At 69.2% G+C, this 20,066-nt stretch carries 28 protein-coding genes and 2 pseudogenes; 25 read left to right on the forward strand and 5 right to left on the reverse strand.

Annotated features, from left to right (window positions below; translation table 11 throughout):
- The first annotated feature begins 5 nt into the window (after window positions 1-5).
- The 4 genes from ACZ52J_RS38965 to ACZ52J_RS38980 all read left to right on the forward strand — a co-directional run bounded on the left by ACZ52J_RS38965 (window position 6) and on the right by ACZ52J_RS38980 (window position 2,113).
- Window positions 6-233: a hypothetical protein gene (locus tag ACZ52J_RS38965; protein ID WP_465625695.1), complete on the forward strand. Its 228-nt coding sequence runs from the start codon at window positions 6-8 to the stop codon at window positions 231-233.
- Window positions 234-288: 55 nt separating this feature from the next.
- Complete coding sequence (locus tag ACZ52J_RS38970; RefSeq protein WP_465625697.1) at window positions 289-507, forward strand: hypothetical protein; 219 nt, start codon at window positions 289-291, stop codon at window positions 505-507.
- On the forward strand, window positions 504-1,670 hold the full coding sequence (locus tag ACZ52J_RS38975; protein ID WP_465625699.1) for a DnaB-like helicase N-terminal domain-containing protein: 1,167 nt from the start codon (window positions 504-506) through the stop codon (window positions 1,668-1,670). The genes ACZ52J_RS38970 and ACZ52J_RS38975 overlap by 4 nt, the downstream gene beginning before the upstream one ends.
- Before the next feature lie 95 nt (window positions 1,671-1,765).
- Window positions 1,766-2,113, forward strand: a complete 348-nt coding sequence (locus ACZ52J_RS38980) for a hypothetical protein (protein WP_465625701.1) — start codon at window positions 1,766-1,768, stop codon at window positions 2,111-2,113.
- Between the two features lie 26 nt (window positions 2,114-2,139).
- Here ACZ52J_RS38980 and ACZ52J_RS38985 read toward each other — a convergent pair.
- Together ACZ52J_RS38985 and ACZ52J_RS38990 are read right to left on the reverse strand one after the other, a co-directional pair.
- Window positions 2,140-2,409 (reverse strand): annotated as a pseudogene (locus ACZ52J_RS38985) (DNA cytosine methyltransferase); the annotation flags it as partial.
- Window positions 2,410-2,524: 115 nt separating this feature from the next.
- A pseudogene (locus tag ACZ52J_RS38990) lies at window positions 2,525-2,704 on the reverse strand (DNA cytosine methyltransferase); the annotation flags it as partial.
- Window positions 2,705-2,740: 36 nt separating this feature from the next.
- On the opposite strand from ACZ52J_RS38990, the gene ACZ52J_RS38995 reads away from it, so the two are divergent.
- From ACZ52J_RS38995 to ACZ52J_RS39050, 12 genes are all read left to right on the forward strand, one after another.
- Window positions 2,741-3,322, forward strand: coding sequence for an HAD family hydrolase (locus ACZ52J_RS38995; protein ID WP_465625703.1), 582 nt, complete (start codon window positions 2,741-2,743; stop codon window positions 3,320-3,322).
- Between the two features lie 133 nt (window positions 3,323-3,455).
- Complete coding sequence (locus ACZ52J_RS39000; RefSeq protein WP_465625705.1) at window positions 3,456-4,043, forward strand: DUF4913 domain-containing protein; 588 nt, start codon at window positions 3,456-3,458, stop codon at window positions 4,041-4,043.
- Window positions 4,040-4,792, forward strand: coding sequence for a glycosyl hydrolase (locus ACZ52J_RS39005; RefSeq protein WP_465625707.1), 753 nt, complete (start codon window positions 4,040-4,042; stop codon window positions 4,790-4,792). The genes ACZ52J_RS39000 and ACZ52J_RS39005 overlap by 4 nt, the downstream gene beginning before the upstream one ends.
- Complete coding sequence (locus ACZ52J_RS39010; RefSeq protein ID WP_465625709.1) at window positions 4,789-5,253, forward strand: hypothetical protein; 465 nt, start codon at window positions 4,789-4,791, stop codon at window positions 5,251-5,253. The genes ACZ52J_RS39005 and ACZ52J_RS39010 overlap by 4 nt, the downstream gene beginning before the upstream one ends.
- Window positions 5,250-5,900: a hypothetical protein gene (locus ACZ52J_RS39015; RefSeq protein ID WP_465625711.1), complete on the forward strand. Its 651-nt coding sequence runs from the start codon at window positions 5,250-5,252 to the stop codon at window positions 5,898-5,900. The genes ACZ52J_RS39010 and ACZ52J_RS39015 overlap by 4 nt, the downstream gene beginning before the upstream one ends.
- Entirely contained in the window at window positions 5,897-6,718 is an 822-nt protein-coding gene (locus ACZ52J_RS39020; RefSeq protein WP_465625713.1) for a hypothetical protein, read from the forward strand. Before ACZ52J_RS39015 ends, ACZ52J_RS39020 begins: the two co-directional genes overlap by 4 nt.
- A 21-nt stretch (window positions 6,719-6,739) precedes the next feature.
- Entirely contained in the window at window positions 6,740-7,297 is a 558-nt protein-coding gene (locus ACZ52J_RS39025; RefSeq protein WP_465625715.1) for a hypothetical protein, read from the forward strand.
- A 37-nt stretch (window positions 7,298-7,334) separates the two neighbouring features.
- Entirely contained in the window at window positions 7,335-7,958 is a 624-nt protein-coding gene (locus ACZ52J_RS39030) for a winged helix-turn-helix transcriptional regulator (RefSeq protein ID WP_465625717.1), read from the forward strand.
- Between the two features lie 298 nt (window positions 7,959-8,256).
- The gene (locus ACZ52J_RS39035) at window positions 8,257-9,090 is read left to right on the forward strand and encodes an SPDY domain-containing protein (protein ID WP_465625719.1); all 834 of its coding nucleotides are present in this window, start codon (window positions 8,257-8,259) and stop codon (window positions 9,088-9,090) included.
- A gap of 23 nt (window positions 9,091-9,113) precedes the next feature.
- Window positions 9,114-9,974 carry an SPDY domain-containing protein gene (locus tag ACZ52J_RS39040; RefSeq protein ID WP_465625721.1) on the forward strand — a complete coding sequence of 287 codons (861 nt, stop codon included), beginning with the start codon at window positions 9,114-9,116 and terminating at the stop codon, window positions 9,972-9,974.
- 24 nt (window positions 9,975-9,998) lie between these two features.
- Entirely contained in the window at window positions 9,999-10,526 is a 528-nt protein-coding gene (locus ACZ52J_RS39045; protein WP_465625723.1) for a hypothetical protein, read from the forward strand.
- 24 nt (window positions 10,527-10,550) lie between these two features.
- A complete protein-coding gene (locus ACZ52J_RS39050; RefSeq protein WP_465625725.1) occupies window positions 10,551-11,045 on the forward strand; it encodes a hypothetical protein in 495 nt (164 codons plus the stop codon).
- 4 nt (window positions 11,046-11,049) lie between these two features.
- Here the strand turns inward: ACZ52J_RS39050 and ACZ52J_RS39055 are convergent, their stop codons facing one another.
- Window positions 11,050-11,316 carry a hypothetical protein gene (locus tag ACZ52J_RS39055; RefSeq protein ID WP_465625727.1) on the reverse strand — a complete coding sequence of 89 codons (267 nt, stop codon included), beginning with the start codon at window positions 11,314-11,316 and terminating at the stop codon, window positions 11,050-11,052.
- Between the two features lie 219 nt (window positions 11,317-11,535).
- Between ACZ52J_RS39055 and ACZ52J_RS39060 the strand changes: the two genes are divergently transcribed.
- The 9 genes from ACZ52J_RS39060 to ACZ52J_RS39100 all read left to right on the forward strand — a co-directional run bounded on the left by ACZ52J_RS39060 (window position 11,536) and on the right by ACZ52J_RS39100 (window position 18,178).
- Window positions 11,536-11,859 carry an SPDY domain-containing protein gene (locus ACZ52J_RS39060; protein ID WP_465625729.1) on the forward strand — a complete coding sequence of 108 codons (324 nt, stop codon included), beginning with the start codon at window positions 11,536-11,538 and terminating at the stop codon, window positions 11,857-11,859.
- A gap of 55 nt (window positions 11,860-11,914) precedes the next feature.
- Window positions 11,915-12,391, forward strand: coding sequence for a hypothetical protein (locus tag ACZ52J_RS39065; protein WP_465625731.1), 477 nt, complete (start codon window positions 11,915-11,917; stop codon window positions 12,389-12,391).
- Window positions 12,392-12,452: 61 nt separating this feature from the next.
- Window positions 12,453-12,725, forward strand: a complete 273-nt coding sequence (locus ACZ52J_RS39070; protein ID WP_465625733.1) for a hypothetical protein — start codon at window positions 12,453-12,455, stop codon at window positions 12,723-12,725.
- Window positions 12,726-12,759: 34 nt separating this feature from the next.
- A complete protein-coding gene (locus tag ACZ52J_RS39075; RefSeq protein ID WP_465625735.1) occupies window positions 12,760-12,972 on the forward strand; it encodes a hypothetical protein in 213 nt (70 codons plus the stop codon).
- Window positions 12,973-13,071: 99 nt separating this feature from the next.
- Window positions 13,072-13,401: an esterase gene (locus ACZ52J_RS39080; RefSeq protein ID WP_465625737.1), complete on the forward strand. Its 330-nt coding sequence runs from the start codon at window positions 13,072-13,074 to the stop codon at window positions 13,399-13,401.
- Window positions 13,402-13,481: 80 nt separating this feature from the next.
- Window positions 13,482-13,751, forward strand: a complete 270-nt coding sequence (locus ACZ52J_RS39085; RefSeq protein WP_465625739.1) for a MarR family transcriptional regulator — start codon at window positions 13,482-13,484, stop codon at window positions 13,749-13,751.
- Between the two features lie 526 nt (window positions 13,752-14,277).
- Window positions 14,278-14,661, forward strand: coding sequence for a hypothetical protein (locus ACZ52J_RS39090; RefSeq protein ID WP_465625741.1), 384 nt, complete (start codon window positions 14,278-14,280; stop codon window positions 14,659-14,661).
- Complete coding sequence (locus ACZ52J_RS39095; RefSeq protein WP_465625743.1) at window positions 14,658-16,208, forward strand: ATP-binding protein; 1,551 nt, start codon at window positions 14,658-14,660, stop codon at window positions 16,206-16,208. Before ACZ52J_RS39090 ends, ACZ52J_RS39095 begins: the two co-directional genes overlap by 4 nt.
- Window positions 16,205-18,178, forward strand: a complete 1,974-nt coding sequence (locus ACZ52J_RS39100) for a Druantia anti-phage system protein DruA (protein ID WP_465625745.1) — start codon at window positions 16,205-16,207, stop codon at window positions 18,176-18,178. The genes ACZ52J_RS39095 and ACZ52J_RS39100 overlap by 4 nt, the downstream gene beginning before the upstream one ends.
- 144 nt (window positions 18,179-18,322) lie before the next feature.
- Here the strand turns inward: ACZ52J_RS39100 and ACZ52J_RS39105 are convergent, their stop codons facing one another.
- Window positions 18,323-19,495 (reverse strand): hypothetical protein, encoded by a 1,173-nt coding sequence (locus tag ACZ52J_RS39105; RefSeq protein ID WP_465625746.1) that lies wholly within the window; start codon window positions 19,493-19,495, stop codon window positions 18,323-18,325.
- A complete protein-coding gene (locus ACZ52J_RS39110; RefSeq protein ID WP_465625748.1) occupies window positions 19,492-20,058 on the reverse strand; it encodes a DUF4365 domain-containing protein in 567 nt (188 codons plus the stop codon). The genes ACZ52J_RS39105 and ACZ52J_RS39110 overlap by 4 nt, the downstream gene beginning before the upstream one ends.
- Window positions 20,059-20,066: the final 8 nt, after the last annotated feature.

The raw sequence follows: 20,066 nt of genomic DNA on the forward strand, positions 1-20,066 counted from the left end.
GGGCGGTGCCGGACGCCCTGATCTTGCACCTGCGCACTGACAACAAGTCGGCCCTGGGCGCAGCGCCGTCTCTAGCTCCCCGGGTCACCGCCCACGAGGGGCTCGGCCGCCAGGGCGACATCTTCGACGCCATCGCCGACGCCGAACTCGAACTCGAAGAGCCGGACGGCTGCTCGCCCTGGTCGTGCCGCTCCGGCGCCCCCGTCCAGGCCGCTCTCAATCTCGCGGCCTGACTCGCCTCCCCCTTATCCCCAGGAGTTCCCCTTGCCTGCCAACTCGTCTTCCCCCGTGCCGCGTTCCGAGCGTCTCGTCGGCTCCCCGGTCGTACGCCGGGGTGGCCAGTGGTGGCTGGTCAGCGGTGCCGGCTCGATCCTCAGCACCGACCCGACGTTCACCGGGGATCTGGACCGTCTCGCCGCCGCGATGGCCGCCGCCAACCAAGCCGTCGCGAAGCTTTGCGCCCAACAGCGCGCCTCGGGCGCTTCTCGCCGGGGCGGCGGGCGATGAATCCGCTGCTGCGCGCCGAGCAGGCGCTTCTCGGCGCCCTGCTCCTCGACCCGGGCCAGCTCTCCGGTCTCGACTGGCTGGCGCCCGATCACTTCTACCGGCCGGTCCACACGGCCTTGTTCGCCGCGATGCGCGAGCTCCGGGCCGATGGCCACGATGCGCTCACGGCGAGTGGGAAGACGCCGCTGTCGTGGGTGACGGACTCGGTTGCCGAGGCCGGCTGCCACGTCCGGGGGCTCACGGCGGCCTACGCCCACACGCTGATCGCGGCGTGTCCGCGCCCCGGCCATGCTCCGGTCTACGGGCGGATGGTGCTGGAGGGCGCGATCCACCGAAGCGTCGAAGAGCACGCGATCCGCCTGCACCAGGCCGCCCGTGCCGACGCGCTGCGGGGTGAGGTCGAGGGAGCGCTGCACCAGGCGGACGTCCTGACCGGGGTGCTCGGCGACCTCGCCCGCCGCTGGGGCTCCGAACCGCGCCCGGCCGCGCCCGCCGCGCCTTCTGCCCAGCCATCGGCAGAGCCTGCGCCGGGCCGAGCCGAGCAGGTGGCCGAGGACGAGCGGTTCCTGCTGGCGCTCCTGGCCGACCGGCCCGGCGCGGTGGAGGAGGTTGTCGGCTGGCTGCGGCCGGCAGACTTCGCCGACGCCGCTCACGGCCAGCTCTACCGGTGCCTGGGAGCGCTGCACCACCGCGGCGAGCCGATCGACCAGATAACCCTGCTGTGGGAGGCCCAGCGGCGAGGGCTGCTGACCGACGGCACGCTGTCCGCCGAACGGCTCACCGGGATCTGCGACGGCGTCGGCGCGGGCAGCGCCGAGTGGCTCGGCGAACAGATCATGCGCTCCTCCCTCACACGGACCGCTGCCGCCTCCGCCCGCGCCATCCGCGCGCTGGCGCAGGACGAGGCCCTCGCCCCCGGACGGCTCATCGGCCACGCACTGCACGCCCTCGGCCCGCTGGACGAGGCCAGGACGCGCTGGCAGAGCGCCAACAGCTTCCCACCGCCTTCGGCCACCACGCCGCAGACGGCCGTTTCGTCCTCCGCGCGGGTCGGCGCCGCTCTGGCCCGCAGCCAGCCACGGCACCCAGCCCGACCACCGGCCACCCCAGAATCCGCCACCCGCCGGCCCGACGCCCGTGCCCCCGCCCGGAGTCACACATGAACGAGGACGCCCAGAACCAGGCCATCTGGCTCCCTCGAAGAGCACGCTCTCCTCCCCGCCTCCCCCGCCTTAACCCCACCCACCAGGAACCTCTCATGACCAACATCTCCGACGCGCTCGCCCTGCGCGCCCTCGCTTCCGCTTTCGATGCCCAGCGCGGCAAGCTGCCGGTCGTCGGCGACCGGCACCGCTCGCCCGAGCCCCTCCTTGTTGCCCACCAGATTAGTGAACTCAACACGCTGAGGACCGAGTTGGCCGACGAGGTCCTCTTCCGGACCGACGCCGCCGATACCGCGTCCGGTGCGGCGCGCGTCATCACGGCGTTCGCGTCCGCGATCGGACCCGCCGGCCGCGCTTCGGCCGCGCTGGGAGAGGTCAGCCACCAGCTCGCCCGGGGTGCTGGGTGCCGCCGTTCTTCCCGATGTTGCTCGTCGGGGTCTTGAGCAGAGTCCCCGGCCGGCCAGGCGGCGAGGAACGCCCGTTCACGGCGATGTGGGGCTCCGATGTCGGAGGCACGAAGCACGACCCACCGAGCGTCGTACCGAAGATCGGCCAGGCTGCCGAGTACGGCGCCAAGTGCCCGCAGAGGAGGCTGGGTTGGCTCGTCTCCCAGACACCACGGGCAGGGTTCCACGTCGCCAGGGGCACCGGCGGGGGAAGTGGGGAGTCCGCGCACATTCTCGATGACCACCAGGCAGGGTCGGAGGGCTTCGACGGCACGGGCGACGTGCAGCCACAGCCCTGAGCGGGTGTTCTCGTTGAGTCCGGCCCGGCGGCCGGCGACCGAGACGTCTTTGACAGGGGAAACCGGCCGTCAGGACACAAACCCCGGGCACATCAGCCCAGTTGACGGCCGAGATGTCCCCCAGATTCGGGACGCCCGGCCAGTGCCGGGCCAGCACGCGGGCGGCATCAGGGCTGGTCTCGGCGTGCCAGGCCAGGGTTCCGCCGAGGGCGGCCTGGACCCCGAGGTCCAGGCCGCCATACCCCGAGCAGAGACTCCCGATCAGCGGAGCGCTCTGGGCAGTCCCCATTTCACCGACTCCGACCGGGCGTTGCTGCCGTGGCCGATGCCTGGGCGGGGTGGGAGTCGGGAGCTGGTGCGGTCATGGTGCCTGTGGCGACGGTGCTCCGGGCACGGGCGGCCTGGAGCCGGAGCGAGGGCTGGGCGATCGTCGTCGACTCGGCGTGCAGCACGTCGGCGGCGTCCCCGGAGCGCGCAGTTGGTGCGGCTGCGCGAGGGCGCCGAGGAACTGCTGACCGCGTTGCGCGAGGCCGGCCACACCCAGTCGCTGCTCTCGCTGTGCCCGCACGAGACCCTGCTGCGCGAGGTCGAACAGGCCGGTATCGGCGGCTACTTCACCCGGATCGACGGCCGCACCGGCCCCTCCGGCGGCACCAAGGCCGCAGCGCTGGCCGCCCACCTCGACGCCCTCGGCCTGGCCGCCAAGCCCGAGCGCGTGCTGCTGGTCGGCGACGCGATCGACGACGCGGACGCCGCTCACGCCAACGGTGCTCTCGCGGTGCTCCACACCGGCGGCCTGCACCACCCCACCAAGCTCGCCGCTGCCGGCCACCCTCTCGCCAACAGCCTCGATGAGGCCGTCGCCGTGGGCCTGAGCCTGGCCGCCGACCTCACCCCGGCGCGATGAGACCCGACAGCCACAGGGGCCAACTCCCGTGCTGTTGGTCGCTTCTAGCGCACATTCCCGGCCGCGCCAAATCGTCGAATCCCCAGATCCTCTTCCCCATGCCGCCCTCCCACAGAACCAGGAGCACTCCGCTATGCCTGACCCCGCCCAGGCCACCCCCGAAGAGTCCTTCCGCGTCCCCGACGACAACCTCGACGACCTCGCCACCACCCTCGCCAAGACCATGGCCGAGGTCCGCCAGCACGGCGTCCTCCTCGACCGACTCAGCTCCGAGGACGACGCCACCTCCGGGCCCCAGCCTGCCGCCTTCCCCGACGGAGGCGCCGAGGAGGATGCCGGTCCGACCTCCGTGTTCATCCTCGCCCTGGGCGGCGCGGAGTACGACGCCGAGATCGCCGCGCTGCGCGACTGGGTGAACCACCTCTTCCTGCCCGTCTACGGCCGGGAGATCAGCACCACCCGCCCCTGGTGCTCCCAGTGGGAGCAGCACCCCGAGGCGGTCGCCCGGATGCACGGCCTGTGGCTGGCGTGGCAGCAGCTGACCGATGTCGAGGCCGGTCTGTCCGGACCGAGCACCTGGCACCGCGACCACCTCGACCAGGCCCTGGTCCATCTGCGCGCGCCCGACGGGCCGTTCGCCGCATGCACCACCTCGGCGAACCGGCCCAACCATCGACTGCTGGCCACCCCGGCACCTGAGCTGCTGGAGCTGACCGCGTGATCACCGCCGATTTCCGCCTCGACGACGACTTCGTCCCCGCCGACAACGCCTCCCGCGCAGCCGAGCGCGCCCTCTTCCAAGGCGACTTGGCGCTCATCTCCGAGCACCACACCAGCCCCAACGGATCGCACAGCTACCTGCTCGCGCACGACGTCTCGGCGACCTGGGGTGTCCCCGGCGAGCCGCAGCTCGTCGCCATCAAGATCGCCCGCAACCTCGCCGACCGGACGTTCACCTTCGAAGCGGCCCGCCACGCTCAGGCAGCGTTCGCCCAGAACTGGCTGGTGGAGCGTGGCTGTCCGCCGGACAAGCTCGTTCAGGGCGACGACTTCCTCCAGCCCGCCGACGAGCTGACCGCCCAGGCCGAGCAGCAGGTACGGGAATCCGGCGGGCGCTACCAGATCCTCGACACGCACACCTGGGACTCCGAGCCCTGCGAGTCGTGGACCCTGGTCCGCGACTCGCACGCCACTGAGCGGCCCGTGCGGGTCTTCCTCGAAGAGGCCGACCTCGGTGCTGGCACCTACACCGTGCGCGAGGGCGCGTTCGCTGACGTGCGGTCGGCCCGTGCCTGGCTGTACGAGCGACCCGGCCCACTGCCCGAGCCCCCGGCGGCAGCGGAACGTCGTGGCCGCGCGGCCCGCTCCCGCTCCGCTGGCGCCCCGCTGAGCCCGAAGACCGGGCCGCAGGACAGCGCCACCAAGCCCACACCCGCCAACCAGCAGCCCACCCACGGGAGGATGCTGTGACCAGCGCAAAGTTCGCGTTCGCCGCTCACCCCGACGCCATCGCCGACCTTCGCGAACTGCCCGACGGCATCCGCGACCAGGCCCTGCTGCACCTGCAGGACCTCGTCCACGGCGAGCGCGTCGCCACGCGTCTGGACGGCCGCCTGGAAGGCTTCCACAAGGTCGTTCTCGGCGTCGGCGGGACCTGGGCCACCCACCGGCTGGTGGTGCAGTTCCGCGACGCTCCGGCCAACTCCAAGCACCGGCGCGAGGTGTTCCTCGTCGCCGCCGGGCCTCGCGCGGACTACGCCGTCTACCGCACCGCCCAGCAGCGGACCAACCGCGCACCTCGTACTGCCGCCGACCTGCGCGCCCAGGCTGCCCTGGCCCGCTCGCCTCTCGGCCAGGACAGCACGCCTCCGATCCCGGCTGCCGCACCGCCGGCCGCCACCGCCCCGACCATCCGAAGGGTCCTGTCGTGATCCCCGAGCACGCCCCCACCTCGCGCGCCGAACTCGCCGCCCTGCTCACCGAGAGCGCGCGGAGCATCTCCGCGATCCTCGACGCCGAGTACCCCACGCCCGCGTCCCGCTCCTACCTGCATCCGGTCCTGGGCGCGCTGTCCGCAGGTCCCGGGGTGATCACCGAGCTGAACGAGCGCTTCGAGGCCCTCGTCTCCCGGCCGCTGCCGGCCACGCCCGCCGGCCTGTTCACCGTCGCGTCCGTCGCCGCAGCGCTCGGCTGGCTGACCGAGTCCCTCGCCGAACTCACCACCGCCGTCGACCAAATCTGCACGAAGGCCGGCATCTCCGATGCCGAGCCTGCGGCCCCGCCCCTCCAGGGCACGGAAGAACTGGGCTTCCCCTTCAGCGCGGCGGAGTTGGACGCTATCCGCACGGCCGCCCAGGCCGCCGAGCTCAGCGCCGGGCAGTACGTCGAGCTGCTATCGCTGGCCCTGCTCGCGGACTCGCGCATCGCGGAGGCCGTCGCCGAGATCTGCGACGGCCTGCTGGACGACGCGCAATACGTGGAGGGCGAGGCGAGCAACTACCCGTGGACCACCGCCGGCTCCGACAGCCTGCCCACCCTGGTGCGTACCCTGCTGGCCCGGATGGAGGCCGGGGAGTGAACCCGCACGACGCCACCAAGCAGCCCGGCGCCCACCTGGTCTACGAGGTCCTCGGTGTCGAAGATCCCGAGTCCTTGGTCACCCTTCACTCATCCCGCAGCCCGCTGAGCATGCTGGCGACCTTGGTAGCTGACTCGAGCCGGGACGCCGACCGGCTGCACTCCGCCCTGGTGGAGCGGGCCGAGACTGCGATCAAGACTCTCGAACGGCTCGTCCGTGACCCCGGCGGCGACCTGCGGGACTCGAGCGGGGTGCTGCGGTCCACCGGCGGAGAGATCGAAGTCCTCGCCGCCAGGCGTGGGCAAGCATTCGAGCACCTCACCCGCGCTGTCCACTCCTACGCGGGGTGCCGGCCCGCCCCCGTCAACGCACCGACGGCCACGCGCAAACAGGCATTGGCCAGCCAGCAGGATGGCGCGAGGCAGTCCAGCGCGGCTCGGGCGCCCTCGCAGAAGCAGCAGCTGAAGGTCCTGCTCGCTGCCGGACAGGGCAGTCTGCGTTTGCATCAGAGCGCGCTGCACCCGGCCGACCGGTACTTCTCCGACGGCACCGGCGACTACGTGTTCATCTCGCCCGTGACGGCCGACTGGATGCAGGCCGAGGGTCTCCTCGGCCTCGACACCAATACCACCATGTACGAGGGGCAGTTGCTGTTCCTCACGCCTCGCGGCGCCGATGTGCTGCACGCCAGCGCCGATGGCACGACTCTGGCCGCTGCCGCGCTCAGCCGCAGCCGCCACGCATCGGCCACCGTGGCCGCAGCAGCTGCCGGCCCTGCCACCGGCCCCATCTCTCCCAAGCCCGCCCGCTCCCGCTGAATCCCCAGAAGAGGTAGCACCGTGTCCACCGAGATCTACACCCGCAAGCTGGTCGAGCACCGGTACGGCCGCACCGTGGCTGAACTCCAGCTGAGTGCCGCTCGACGCGCGCCGAGCGATCCTGTCCTTCCGATCGTCCTGCGGCGCCTGACCGCACTTGCCGTCACCGAGGAGCAGGAGCGCGACGCCCGGCGCCGTCTGGAGGCCGAGGGGCAGTGCCCGGCGGGCGACGGCGAGCTCCTGCTGCTCTATGCCACCGAGGTCCTCGACCTTGACCGGCAGAAGCAGGCGGAGGCCGAGGTCATCTGGGAGCTCCTCGACGTCCGGCTTCTGCTGGATCAGCCCGCCGCCCGCCGCTCCGCAGCGACGCCACCAGGCCACGCGGTGCTCGACGTCGAGCCCCTGATGCCCGCCGCCCGCGAGATCGCCGCCGGCCTGCGGTACCTCACCCGCGACCGCCTTCGCGAGGGCCTTCGCACCCGGGGCATCCAGGTCAGCAACCGGCGACTCGGCGTGGTTCTGCGGCGGCTGCGCGAGGAGCGAGCCACACCGAACCACGCCGTACGCCGCTGCCAGTGATCGCCAGAACCATCCACCCGTCCAATGGAGTTCAGCCATGCCCGCCCCCACCGCACCCGACCGCACGGCCAGCACGCTCAACGAGGCGCGCGCCGAGGAGGCCCTTCGGGTCATCGCACCGAAGCGGACCACCTGGGTGGTGCAGACCCTCGCCCAGCACGGCCCGATGCGCGTCGGCGAGATCACCGCCAGTCTGCCCTTCGTCCACGACACGCCCCTGTCCAAGCGCCTGGCTGAGATGGAGTCCCGCGGACTCCCCACCCGCGCGAACGCGATGCGAGCGCCCTACCAGCTCAGCGAAGCCGGTCGGGCCCTCACCCCCGTCCATCGTTCCCTCGCCGACTGGTCCCAGGCCCACCTTCCCCGTCTCGGCCAGGTCGCCGGGGCCGAACGCGTGGAAGACGCGCTGCGGCGCCTGGCCCCCCGCAAGACCGCGGCCGTATTCCAGGCGCTCGATGCCCACGGCTCCCTGCGGCTCACGCACGCAGCCGAGGCATCGGGCTTGGATGCCGGGTCGATCCAGTTTCGCCTGAATCGGCTTCAGCGAGACGAGCTGGTCACGCGCACCGGGCCGCGCCGCGGCGACCCGTACACGCTCACCGAGGCCGGACTGGCCGCGCTCCCGATCCTCGAACCGTCGAGCGCTGGGGCCAATCGCTGAGCACGCCGCCTCCCCCAGCCGCAGCCGTGGCAGTCCGCGTCCGCCCCGGCCCCGAAAACACGACCGGAGTTGCTCGCACAGCTGCTGCCCTGCGCCGCACCGCCGCACCGTCAAGCGGGCTGTTCAGCCACGCACCGGCACCGCAGCCGAAGGTGCCGGCAGCCGTCACCGCGCTCTCGTCCCCGGGCCGTCAGCGATGACCAACGGCAGACTCGCCCCCGCCGCGCGCCCGCCCCGGCGCCTGCGCCATCGCCCGCAGGCGCGCGGCCCACCTCCCTCGTCTAGGAGCACCCACGCCATGACCGCCAACCGATCCGACCCGAAGATGCTGGTCCGCCCCGTCTACCTCGCCGGCCACGGCAACCCCGAGCTGATCACCGGCCCTCTCGAATCCGCCCATGGCTGGGGCAAGGCCGTCACCAACACCGGTACCCACTACGTCAGTCCGTGCCAGAGCGTGCACATCGCGCACGTGCCCGGCAGCCGGTACGGCGGCTGGAAAGTCCTCGCCCACCGCGAACCCCTCGGCCCCCCAATCTGGGCCGCATCCTTCACCCGAGACACCCCTGCCGAGATCACCTCCGCTTTCACCACCACCCTCGTCGACGGCCTGCGCAGCAACCACCGCGACTACCTCGACGGCGGGCCCAAGTTCCAACCGCCGAGCCCAACCGGCGCTCTCGCCAACCGCGACTGGATCACCGACAACGAGGCACAGCAGTACCTGTACCAGCGCTCTCCGCAGGGCCACGCCTACTTCCGGATGCGCAAGTTCCACCTCGACGAGGCGGCCGAACTGCTGGAGCAGGGCCCGGCGCAGTGGACGATGTCCGCTTGCGTGGAGAGCGAGGCCGGCGAGCGCTGGCACGCCGACTTCACCGGCTACACCCCGCTCTACCTGGTACGCGAGGCCGTGGTGGCGTTCAGCAGCACCACCTCGGTCACCCGGGCACTCTCGGCGGTCCCCGAGCGCAACCTCTCCTATGTTCGGATGCGGCCCGCGCCTCCGCCGGTCGCGCCACGCCGGACGGCCGCTCTCTCCCGTACCGCCCAGCCCCGCCAGCCCGGCCCTGCTCCGACCGCAGCGCCGACGGCCGCCGGCTCTGCCAAGGCCGCAACCCGCCACCTGTGACCCGCACCCCGATTGGAGGAGCCGTGCCGTACGACCCGAACGACGAGCGGTGGCGCGACTACCACGTCAGCCCGCGCTACCTGGCCGGATCGACATACACCGGCGACCCGGCCATTCGCCCCCTGCTCGACGCCGACTGGAACATGAACCACGACGACCTGGGCAACGTCTACGTCAACTCACCCGACCACAAGCTCCGCCTGGGCTATCTGCCCGAAGGCGAGGACGACGCACTGTGGCAGATCACCGCTCACGCCCATGCCTTCGCCGCACCCCGGTGGCTGGTCACCTACCAGGACAGCACTCCCACTGAGATCGTCGCCGGGTTCACCACCGCGCTCGCGGCGGCATACGCCGAAGGCCCCGACTCCTACCTCGCCGCTCGCGGCCGTGACTTGGCGGAGCTCAACGTCGGCACCCCTCTCGTAGCGGCAGGCTGGAGCCACCGCTTCACCGCGGCCGACGTCATCTTCGAATCTCCCGACGGCCTGGCCGAGGTCCACCTGCGCCGCAACCACCTCGACAACGCTGCCGAGATGGCTGGCAACCGAGAACGCTGGCTCACCCTGGCCGGACCGCCTGACCGCCAGTGGTACGCCACCGCCTCCTCCCACACCCCGCCGGCACTGGTGACGGCGATGAACTGGGCGCTCACCGACCCGGCCCCCGTCGTCCGCTACAGCGACGATCTGCGCCTCCTGCCACCGCAGGCCACGGCAACACTGGTCAAACCGCCCGCGCCGACGCCGCTCGATGTCCGCCGCGCCCACGCCGCCCGCGCCCGCTCCCCCCTCGCACGCCCCGCCGCCGCGCGGCACGCCGCCGCGCCGACCCAGCGCCAGCACTCGCTGCCCAAGGTCCCGGCCCAGCTCCGCAGCCGCTGATCCCGTCATGTTCGGAGGAGAACCGTGAACGCGCTCGACCCTGTCCAGAGCCAGCAGGCTGTCACTCCGCCCACCCTGGACTCGTCCTGGAACACCGACACAGAAGTCATGGCCCGGCTCAGCAATGCGACTCTCGCGCTGCTGGATGTCCTCGTCCACCGTTTCGACGATGAGCTGGTGTTCTCCGAAGCCCTCTGCGGCGGTGGCGAGTTCATGTGCGAGCTAGAGGGGCTCGACGAGTCCTTCGGACCGCTTGTCGAGGCCGAGGCCGCCCGTCTGGTCGCGGAAGCGGCCGGGCTACCGCCTGCCGGCCTGTTCTCCCCGTCCATGCCGGCCTACCTTGCCGCCGTCGACGCCCTCCCGCTGCAGCGCCAGGCGGACCTCGTACTCAAAGCCGCAGACCGCTACGCGGGGGCCTTGTCGCCGCCGGACCCGCGCATCGTCGCCTTCCACGCGCGTTCCACAGTCCTCCCCCACTGCCGTACCGATGCCGCTTCCGCTTCCGCCGTCCCTGCTGCCGCTCCTCGGTCCTCTACCGCACCCCGGCGCTGACCCTTCTCTGCCTAAGGACCCACCATGCCCGACTCCGGCACCCCGCCCCTGGAACAGGCCGACGCGCTGATCGCCGCAGCCTGGGGCCGCCCCATCGAGGAGTTGGAAGCCCTCGCCCCCCGCCGCCCAGTGGACGACCCGCTCCTGCGCTCGGCGATGCACATCCGCTCGTCCCTGGTCGTGTGGAGCAACTCCATCGCGGTCCACCAGGACCGCCTGCACGCGCTCACCCGGCCAGGGCACACCCCGGCCTTCTACGACCTGGAGCGGATCACCGACTGCGCGACCGGTCTTCGGGTCGCACACGCCGAGAGCCGTACCGCGCTGCAGGCCATCAGCCATGTGATCGAGGCCCGCAAGGCCGCCACAGCCGCAGAGCCGGCGCCGGCGGTACGCCTTGCGCAGGCCGCTGTCGCCCGGTCGGCGCACGCCCCGCGCCCCCTTGGCCAACCGCCCGGCGAGCTGGCGCCGTCGGCCGCTGGCGGGCCTGCTGCGGCCGTGGCCGGGCCCAGGCGATAGCGGGTCAGTCTTCGCGCTGCTCGCGGTCGGCGCCTCGCCACGAGGAGCCGACCGCACGGGCCAACTCGTCCAGCGTCAGCTCAGTCCGGCCACCGTCTGCGGCGCGCTCCCGAAGGACCGCGTCCGGCGCTGACCGCTCCCCGCGCGTGCGCACGGCCCACTGGCCGTCGTCGACCATCGCGATGTCACCCACCGTCCAGGGCCGTCCGGCCGACCGGATCTTGCGCTCCAGCGTCGCCCCGTCCCGGTGTCTGCTGCGGTGCTCGGTCATGGTGCTCCCCCTTCGTCCCGCTGCGGCCTTTCACCGCAACCCACTTACGACACCGGAGGGGGCGGCTTCATTCCCGCGTGAGTCTGCGGCGCCATGCCTCCGGCAGTTCGCCCACGGCAGACGCCCCACTACCGGGAATCGACTACGCACTTCGGCATGCCGCATGCCAACGTACGGGTGTCGGGAAAAACCGCAGGTCAACGAAGGGATCGTCCAACCGTGACCGCCTCTGCCACCCTCCTCCACCCCACCTCGCAGGACCACGACCGCCTCGCTGGCGACCACTGCGCCGAGCACGTCCTGCTCCTGCTCGACGCCCTGGGCTGGACCGTGGTCAGCACTCCCGAAGCCAACTTCCACGCCACCAGCCCGGACACACGCCTCTACCTCGCCTGGCTCCCCGAGGACCCCGGCGCCTGGGCGCGCGGGATCGTGTGGCGGCTCAAGGTCACACCGCGCGAAGGCCAGCCCTGGACCCAGGAGTTCAGCATCGACGCCCCCTCCGAGGCCGTCGCCGCATTCCTGGCCGCGCTCACGAGCTGACACCGCACCACCCACTAACCCCAAACAGCCCTGACTGACCGAAGGAGCTACCACCATGTCCCGCAGCATCGAATCCGCGCTCGCCGACGACCTGCCCGAGGGCGAGTCCCCGATCGCCGGGCGCCTCCTCTACCAGAGCCTCCAGGCACGGGATCTGCCCTTCCAGCCGATACACACTGGTGGCGGCTACTTCGCCCTGTGGCTCGAACTGCCCGACGGCGAAATCCTCATCACCGACGACGACGCCCAGATCGCCCGCCCCGCCGAGTTCCACAGCGCCTGGGTCGCCTGCTTCTACCGAAGCAGCGAGGACGACATCGACGACGAGCCGCTGGAGATCTACCTCAGCACCGGCGGCCTCACCCACGCCGAGGACACCGATGCCTGCGTCTCGGCCGTCGCGGCCTGGCTCGCCTCCCATCGGCCCGGCTGCACAGCCCAGATTAGTGCTGGTGTCGAACTCGTCGACGCCGCCCTCGCCCACTCGGCGAAGGGCACGGACTCCAACCCGGCGTTCGGCCTGGCCACCTGATCTGCCCACCACTTCACAAGCCGTCCGCCACGAGGCTGCTACCACCGCGAAGGGAAACCCCATGACCCACAAGGCCCCCCTGGTCAACCACCACGCCGACCACAGCATCTGCCCGAAGGACCACAAGCACACCGTCACCGGCAAGCCCACCCACCCCGACTGCCCCGGCCGGGCCTACACCAAGGCCACCTGCTCCTGCGGCAAGTGGGAGTTCGAATGCTCCGGCAAGGGCTACGTCAACGAGGAACGCAAGCGACACCTCGCCACCCACCCGAAGCCGACGCCCGGCGGCCCCAAGGTCCTGCGCGACCTGCTCCGCCTCGACGCCGAGTAACTCCCGCTCCGACCCCGCCTACCAGGAGGCTCCCGTGCCCCAGTACTTGACCGTCGGCCACCTTCTCCGCCAGCTCCAGAACATCGACCCCGCCCTGCCGATCCGCCTCGCGATCAACCCCGACTGGCCCTTCACGCACTACCTCGGCGCCGACATCGTCGTGAAGGACGGCGTCGCCTTCATCGCCGACGACGGCCAGGAGGGCTACCTCCCGACCGCCGTCCGCGACGCCCTCACCTGGGGCTGACCCACCCCACCAACGCTCGCGAACCAAAGCCCGGAGGCCACCATCGCCGACCACCTTGCCGCCAACGACACCGCCCTGACCGACCTGGCCCTGCGGCCGATGCCGCCCGGCATCCGCGGCGCGCTCGTCCAGCGCGTCACCATCCGCCCCGACGGCCCGCTGGACGTCCGCTGGCTGCCCGCCGACTCCGCACCGCTCGACCTCGGCCAGATCCTGCTCATCTGGGAGCCCGCCTCCCACAGCGGAATGGACGTCACCGCCCGCCTCGGCCTGGCCACCACCGAGGTCCTCCTGGCCACCTGGCCCGCCGCTCCCGACGACTGGCCGCGCCTGGTGCGCCCCACCCTCGCCGAAGTCACCAGCCTCTGCGCCGCCCTCAAGGTGGCCACCGCCGCGATCAAGTACGCCAACCGCCTCGCGCGCTCCTGATCACCAAGACCACCAGGCCGCCCCGTGCCCGCTGGCAGGGGCGGCTTCGCCATGCGCCCAGGCCCAGGAGGTGCCCAGGATTGCGTACGCTCATCAGCAGGAACGACGAGGAGACGACCATGGCCGACGACCAGCAGCTCTGGGGGTACGAGGAGGTCGCCACCTACCTCGGCAGCAGCATCGGCGCCGTCCGCAGCCGCAGGTCCCGGGGCAGCATGCCCGCACCCGACGACACCAGCGTGCCGGACCGGCCCCGGTGGCACCCCTCAACGATCCGCGCCTTCAAGCCCCTCGGGCGAGGCTTCCGCAGCGACCTCCACACGAGCGTCCAGCATCCCTCGTCAAGCTGAGCCCGCTCGCTGACGGCGCGTAGGCTCGTACCGTGACCGAGCCGTGCCCAGCCCGCCGTTCCCCTCACCCGACTCGGCTGTCCTACGGGTGATCGTGGGCAACGCGCTCGCCTCCGTGGAGAGCGGGCAGGCCAGCGTCCAGCAGGCAATCCTGCACGCTGCGGTACACGGCGGGGAGGAGGGCCACATCCAAGGAGAAGACGAGTGCCCGGGTTGCGATTACCGGGGCCGACTGCCCAAGAACACCCGCCACGGATGACCAGCCCGAAGCAATGGGCCCACGACGTCCAGTCTCTGGCCTACTACGCCAGCCGCGACCTCGAAGCCCGCGGCACTAGGCTCTGCCCAGCGTCGGCGCCGACCCCGCCTGCCCCGCTGCTCCTCTCCCCTCCTGAGACTGACGGCGGCTGCTGGAAGCGGGCGCTTCACCGACCGCACCCTGCACACGCAAGCAGCGAGCCCGAATCTTCACCAATTGCCACAGGACGTCGTACACACCTGCCCCGACTTCAGCCATGATGCTCACATGGCTACCATCCAGTCCGCAGCGGAGATCAACCCCCTCTTGGCGCACCTCAAGGGGCGGACAATCACAGCGCTGCAGGTGCTCGGCATCAACTCGTTGAAGTCCGTTTCACCGCCGCCAGACGCACTCGCGGGTGAAGTTGTGACAGCCGCCGAGATCGTCGAGCGAACCATCAACGTCACCACTGCTGACCACCTCATCACGTTCGACCTTCAGCGGACTGGTCGTGTTGTTCTCCACCCGGCCGCGGAACCATTTCGGCTGGTGGCTGGGGCCGCCCGCCCCACCGTTCGGCTCCTCATGGACGACGGATCGGGCCTGGATCTCACCGAGCCCGCAAAGACGAAGCGGATCACGGCGACGATCTCAGCCCTGCCTGGATGACCTCCGCCGCATCGAAACGATCAACTTCCCAGACGGCATCGATGCAGCTACTCTCGACGCAGGACTTCGAGCACGTCATCGGGAGAGCCATGGCCCAGCAGACCCACCGCAAGGACGACCTCCTGGTCTCCTGCAACTTCATCCGTGCAGTCCGAGAGTCGGGCTACGTCAGCCTCTCGACGGCCCTCGCGGAACTCGTCGACAACTCCCTGCAGGCTGCGGCCACGGTGATTTCGATCACGCTTACGCGTCCTGCGGCCGGCGGATTCCCAGAGATCCGCGTCGAGGACAACGGGGTGGGCATGTCGCGCCCAGAACTCGAGGCGTGCCTACGGTTCGGCGGTTCATCGCGCTTCGACGAGCGGAGGTCGTTCGGCAGGTTCGGAATGGGCCTGCCTGCTGCGTCCCTTAGCCAGGCTCGGAGGGTCGAGGTGACCTCCTGGCAAGGCGGCAAAGCTGCCCACCAGGTCTGCTTGGATGTTGATGCAATCGTCGAAGGCGCTCCGGTCGACCTCCGTGCTCGCCGACGGGACGGTGACACCACGGGGTCGGGCTGCCTCGTAGTCTGGCAGAACTGTGACCGAATCGAGTACAAGCGCCTCGCTTGGCTCGAGCGCGCTCTGCGCCGCGACCTGGGCCGCATGTATCGAAGGTTCCTTAGCAACCGCAATGTCACCCTGAGTATCAACGGGAAGCAAGTCGAGCCGGTCGACCCCATGCTCCTCGCAACCACTATCGAGGGTCACAGCGCACGCCTGGCCTTCGAGCCGCTCCGCTACGAACTCGCCTCATCTTCAGGCGAGACGGCCTTCGTCACCGTTCGCTTCGCCATGCTCCCCGTTGATCACTGGCACCACCTCGACAACATGACCAAGCGACGTGTCGGCATCGTAGGCGGCGCTGGTGTCTCGATTCTCCGTGCCGGCCGCGAGATCGCAAGCGGCTGGCTTCTCATGGGTGGGAAGCGGAAGGAGAACTATGACGACTGGTGGCGCTGCGAGATCGAGTTCGACCCTGAGCTCGATGAACACTTCGGCATCACCATCAACAAGCAGGGCGTGCGGCCCTCCCCAAGGCTCGAGGAGGCACTCGGGCCGGAGCTCGAGTCGATCGCCCGGCTCTTGAACTCTCGCGCACGTCAGGCCTTCGAGGAGGTCAAGTTTCGAGCGGCCACGGAGACGTCGTGCCGGATTGCCGAGGCCGCCGATCTCGACCTGCCCGTGATCCGAAGGACGGGGAAGGGTACGGGCGCTCTGACCTACAGGATCGGATCACAGCAGCTTCCGGTCGGGACCATGTTCACCTCGGCCCTGAAGCGGCGCACGCTCGACGTTACACTGAACGTTGATCACCCGGCCTTTGCGGCGCTGTACCACCCGCTGCAGACACTGAGCGAAGAGGCGGCGGGGGAACTGCGCGTCGCCCTCGAGCTCTTCCTCTTGTCCCTGGCTCGCACCACCACGCTGCTGGGCCGCGATGGACAGAACTGCGACACTCTCCTGCAACTTTGGAGCAGGACCTACGGACGGATGCTCCAGAAGTCATGAAAGAGAAGGCCGCGCTCCTCCCCCTGGGTCTGCCGACGGACGCCTCTCGCCAGGAACGCCAAGGGTTCGCCCGCCTCTGCGCCCTGCTGGAGACCGCCGCGGCCGACGGCAAGGACCTGGGTGATCACGAGCGGTGGCTCCGCGCCGCCAAGATCACCAAGCTCTACGAGCAGCCCATGCTCGCCGCTGCCGCTCACTGCGTCATCGACCTCGTCGACCAGGGCTGGACCGTCAAAGCGGACAGGTCCAATGCCGTCTTTGCTCCCCCGTCGGCGCACGGCGACCGCGGGGCGGAGAAGGCTCGGATCCGGCGCCAGGAGCTCCTCCGTCGAGACGAGCAACTCTCGAGGAGTAGCGTTCGACGATTCGTCGAGGGTATGGAGCGCGCCCACGAGCACGGCGGCCGACTGATCTCCGTTTTCAACCTCATGCGAGATGGCCGTGAATTGGCGGACGCCCTTCAGGACGCAACCGCTGCCGCCGACGCCATCAAGCCCTACGTCCAGATCGTGGATTCCTCGACGTGCGAACGGACCGGATTCAAGCTCCATGACATCTGGCGCTACTTCCGGCACACGTGGTCCAACGCCTACGCCACCGTCCCTGGCCGCTCGATGCCAATCTTGATCAGGGACGCCGCCACCGAGTTTCATACCGTGATCGGTCTGGCAGCGATCTCCAGCCCGATTGTCCAGATTGCCGAGCGCGACCGCTGGATGGGCTGGGAAACCGATCAGTTCCTTGAGCACCTGCGTCTTAAGCCCACCGACGATGGTGCTGAATGGCTAGCGCAAAGGATCGAGGCCCAGCGCACTGAGATCTACCTCGACGACCTCCTGTGTGACGGCGTCCTCCAACCGACTGACCTGGTATCTTCCGCGCCCGAGTCCATTGCACGACTGCGGGATGACGCTGAGCGACATCGCCAGAGGCATCACCAGACCAGCACGATCCGTGAGGTCCGCAACATCGGACGCGATGCCTGGGTAGAGAGGGCCAAGTCTGACCTGTTTCGAAGCAAGCGCTCGGCAGCCCTCGCTGATGCGCTCGAAATCAGCACGCTCCTCGGAGCGTATCTGTCTCCGCCAACCGCCGAAGGGCTCACCAAGGCCTTCTCGGATCCCAAGGCCCGCACACAGATGCGTCGTGTCGTCCGCCGCGCACGAGGAGAGCGTGTCGGCACTGTGATCGCCGATCTCACGGTCTGTGGTGCCGTAGCGCCGTACAGTGCCCTCGCCGCTGGCAAGCTCGTAGGGGCGTTGGCCGTCTCCCCGCCTGTGCTCGCGGCCTACCGCGAGAAGTACACGCGTCCGAGTGAGATCGCATCCGCGATGGCCGGCCGTCCCATCATGCGCGAGGCGCGTCTTTCCTTCGTCGGAACCACCTCTCTCTACGGCACTGGGTCAAGCCAGTACAACCGGCTGTTCTGGCCGGCCGAGGTTATGGGGGGCGACAGCGCTACCCGGATGGGCTTCTACGAACTTGGCCGTTCACGCTCGTTCGGAACGTCCCACTTCTCCGAGGAGACCGTCGACGCCCTCACCCGGCTGCCGGCGCTGCGTGGCTCGCTCGTCCGCGTGAACAGCCTCTTCGGCGAAGGAGTCAGCCCTCGACTGCGCAAGGTCCGGCTGGGGCTCGCGGCACTCGGATGGCCCGCCAACGAACTCCTCCGGCACGGCCGGGAGCGCATCCTCTACGGTGTTCCACTGGTCAAGAACCTCCGTGACTACTCACTAGGTGTCGACGGAGAACCGCAGTACCTGCTGGATCCAGAACTGCCCGAGGCTGATGCCAAGGTCGCCGACTGGTGGCTCGAGCGCTGGTGCCGGCCGCGGGCAAGGCGCAACGAAGTCCTGGAGTCCATGCGTGCTCACCGGCTGGTCCGCCCAGTTGAGCACGGTGCCCGCGTGCCGCTGCCTCGCAGAGAGGTGGAACTGCCCGTCGGCGAGGGGATGCTCCCGCTCGCCTAGCACGGGCCCAGGCGGCCAACGCAGATAGCCCACGTCGCTGGCTGCCACCCCCGGAGATTCAAGGGTGTGGCAGCCAGCGGCAAGGAGCGCCGGCGCGGTCGGTGCGTCTATCGGGAACAGTTGGGACAAGGCACACGCGAGTTCCTAGGCTTCTCCGAGATCCGGAGCCGAAGATCCTGAAATGTGACGCAGGAAACTCGAGTCGACCACGATATTTCCTATCAGGCGCCACGCACGGCGCTCGTAAATCAAGTCCCCCGTCACTGTAAACGGGATTTTGCGCTCGTACGACATGATGGCCCAGCCGTGATCTTCTCCCCTTAGAGGAACCTGAACACGCAGGGACTTCCCGTCCACCTCCGCCTCAACAGTGACGATCGCCGCCTCGTCACCGCTAGGCATGGAGTCGTCCCGCGCCAGTGACTTAACAAGTCCGACGAGCGTTTCTCGCCGGGCAGGGTCATCCCTCTGAATAAGCCTCTCTCGGATATGCGGAAACTCGCCAATAAGGTCCCGACCGAACACAATTGTCGCCAGTCCGACATCCGGCTTTCGTTCCGCAGCCGCCCACTCAAATGACAAGTCCAGCGAATTGAGATATTGCGGCGCCGACAAGTCTTCGAGCGACTCGACCAAGTCCACACTAAGGCCCGATTCGCTTGCAGCGGCAAGGGAGTGATGCCTCCCAGTTTGTGCCAATAGTCTCGTGGCTTCTAGACCTCTCGCCAGGGTCTCCATAACTCGACGTGGGAACGTGATCGTCGATTCCTCGGCGTCCCCCAGACGCGCCACAACCGTAAACACAAAACTGCCCTGCTTGGTGTGACCGAGCCGAACAGCCCGATCTAGAAACTCCCCCACCGCCGGCGGTCGGCGCCCTTTGTGCGGGTGATTCGGGTCTGCGGCTGACGTGGCCGAAGCCTTCATCATCTTGTGAATCCCCCGAAGTGTCCTTTCGGCCTGCTTGAAGGGGATCGTGCCATCGGTCATGCGCTGGTCAAGGCGAACAAAGAAAAGATCTGCACGCGTGGCTAGGACATGCTCAAGAAGTTGTCCGGCATCCCAATCATGGATGTGACCCAGCGATTCCAGCGCATCAATGAAGCGTGGCGTGAAGTCGGCAAAGTCTGTGGCCAAGGGGATCATGACACGCGGCGCCATCAGAAGTGGACCAGCTGATCGGTAACGCCAGACTTCACGGACTTTCGTCTGACGCTGCTCCAGTTCCCAGTCCTGCGAAGCGAGAAACTGGGATACTGCTGCCGGAGTAAGCGCGGAGGCCACCTCCCGGTACGTGTCAAATGTCGCCCGACTCACCTCTGCCCCTCCTCTGCATCGCCGATGGACTTCATGATGCCCCGAAGCTGCTCACCCGTGAACAGATTCCGACGGGGCAGATGAACCGTGTGGTAGTCCTTGATTGGGCCGTCGTGTCTGAGGTTTTCAGCCGACTCCCAGAACATTCGGCTGCGCGTGAACAGCCCCCATTCCTCTACGCTAAGCCACGGCTCGGGATCACGCGGTATCAGGAGGACGCCGAGGTACGCCGGAATGTATCGCTTACCTCGGGTCAGCTTGCGGAATGGCTTTGCCTTCATCCGCCAAGTCATACTGTCGTCTTTAAGTAGACTTTCTTGGTAGGTGCACTTCAGCTGAAGCTCGAATTGAGGGCCATAGAAACCACGGTACTCTTGCGACGAGACGATAGTGATGTCGACGCCCTCGTAGTCAGTCTCGTGAGGCTTGATGGAGCATCCGGCTGCATAGGCGATCATCCGCGTGAACGAAACGCTGAAGTGTTCCTGCAGCGCAGTGATGGGAACTTGACCTTCCGCAAGGTCATCTTCACCCATGGCATCTTCACTGCCACCTACTGACATATCCCCCT

It is taken from the genome of Kitasatospora sp. NPDC034035, assembly GCF_055575755.1.

Excerpts from the sequence above, each read along its gene's own strand:
- ACZ52J_RS38975 (WP_465625699.1), top strand. The coding sequence starts at position 504 with ATGAATCCGCTGCTGCGCGCCGAGCAGGCGCTTCTCGGCGCCCTGCTC.
- ACZ52J_RS38980 (WP_465625701.1), top strand. The coding sequence starts at position 1,766 with ATGACCAACATCTCCGACGCGCTCGCCCTGCGCGCCCTCGCTTCCGCT.
- ACZ52J_RS38995 (WP_465625703.1), top strand. The coding sequence starts at position 2,741 with ATGCCTGGGCGGGGTGGGAGTCGGGAGCTGGTGCGGTCATGGTGCCTG.
- ACZ52J_RS39000 (WP_465625705.1), top strand. The coding sequence starts at position 3,456 with ATGCCTGACCCCGCCCAGGCCACCCCCGAAGAGTCCTTCCGCGTCCCC.
- ACZ52J_RS39030 (WP_465625717.1), top strand. The coding sequence starts at position 7,335 with ATGCCCGCCCCCACCGCACCCGACCGCACGGCCAGCACGCTCAACGAG.
- ACZ52J_RS39035 (WP_465625719.1), top strand. The coding sequence starts at position 8,257 with ATGACCGCCAACCGATCCGACCCGAAGATGCTGGTCCGCCCCGTCTAC.
- ACZ52J_RS39050 (WP_465625725.1), top strand. The coding sequence starts at position 10,551 with ATGCCCGACTCCGGCACCCCGCCCCTGGAACAGGCCGACGCGCTGATC.
- ACZ52J_RS39055 (WP_465625727.1), bottom strand. The coding sequence starts at position 11,316 with ATGACCGAGCACCGCAGCAGACACCGGGACGGGGCGACGCTGGAGCGC.
- ACZ52J_RS39065 (WP_465625731.1), top strand. The coding sequence starts at position 11,915 with ATGTCCCGCAGCATCGAATCCGCGCTCGCCGACGACCTGCCCGAGGGC.
- ACZ52J_RS39070 (WP_465625733.1), top strand. The coding sequence starts at position 12,453 with ATGACCCACAAGGCCCCCCTGGTCAACCACCACGCCGACCACAGCATC.
- ACZ52J_RS39080 (WP_465625737.1), top strand. The coding sequence starts at position 13,072 with ATGCCGCCCGGCATCCGCGGCGCGCTCGTCCAGCGCGTCACCATCCGC.
- ACZ52J_RS39090 (WP_465625741.1), top strand. The coding sequence starts at position 14,278 with ATGGCTACCATCCAGTCCGCAGCGGAGATCAACCCCCTCTTGGCGCAC.
- ACZ52J_RS39095 (WP_465625743.1), top strand. The coding sequence starts at position 14,658 with ATGACCTCCGCCGCATCGAAACGATCAACTTCCCAGACGGCATCGATG.
- ACZ52J_RS39100 (WP_465625745.1), top strand. The coding sequence starts at position 16,205 with ATGAAAGAGAAGGCCGCGCTCCTCCCCCTGGGTCTGCCGACGGACGCC.
- ACZ52J_RS39110 (WP_465625748.1), bottom strand. The coding sequence starts at position 20,058 with ATGTCAGTAGGTGGCAGTGAAGATGCCATGGGTGAAGATGACCTTGCG.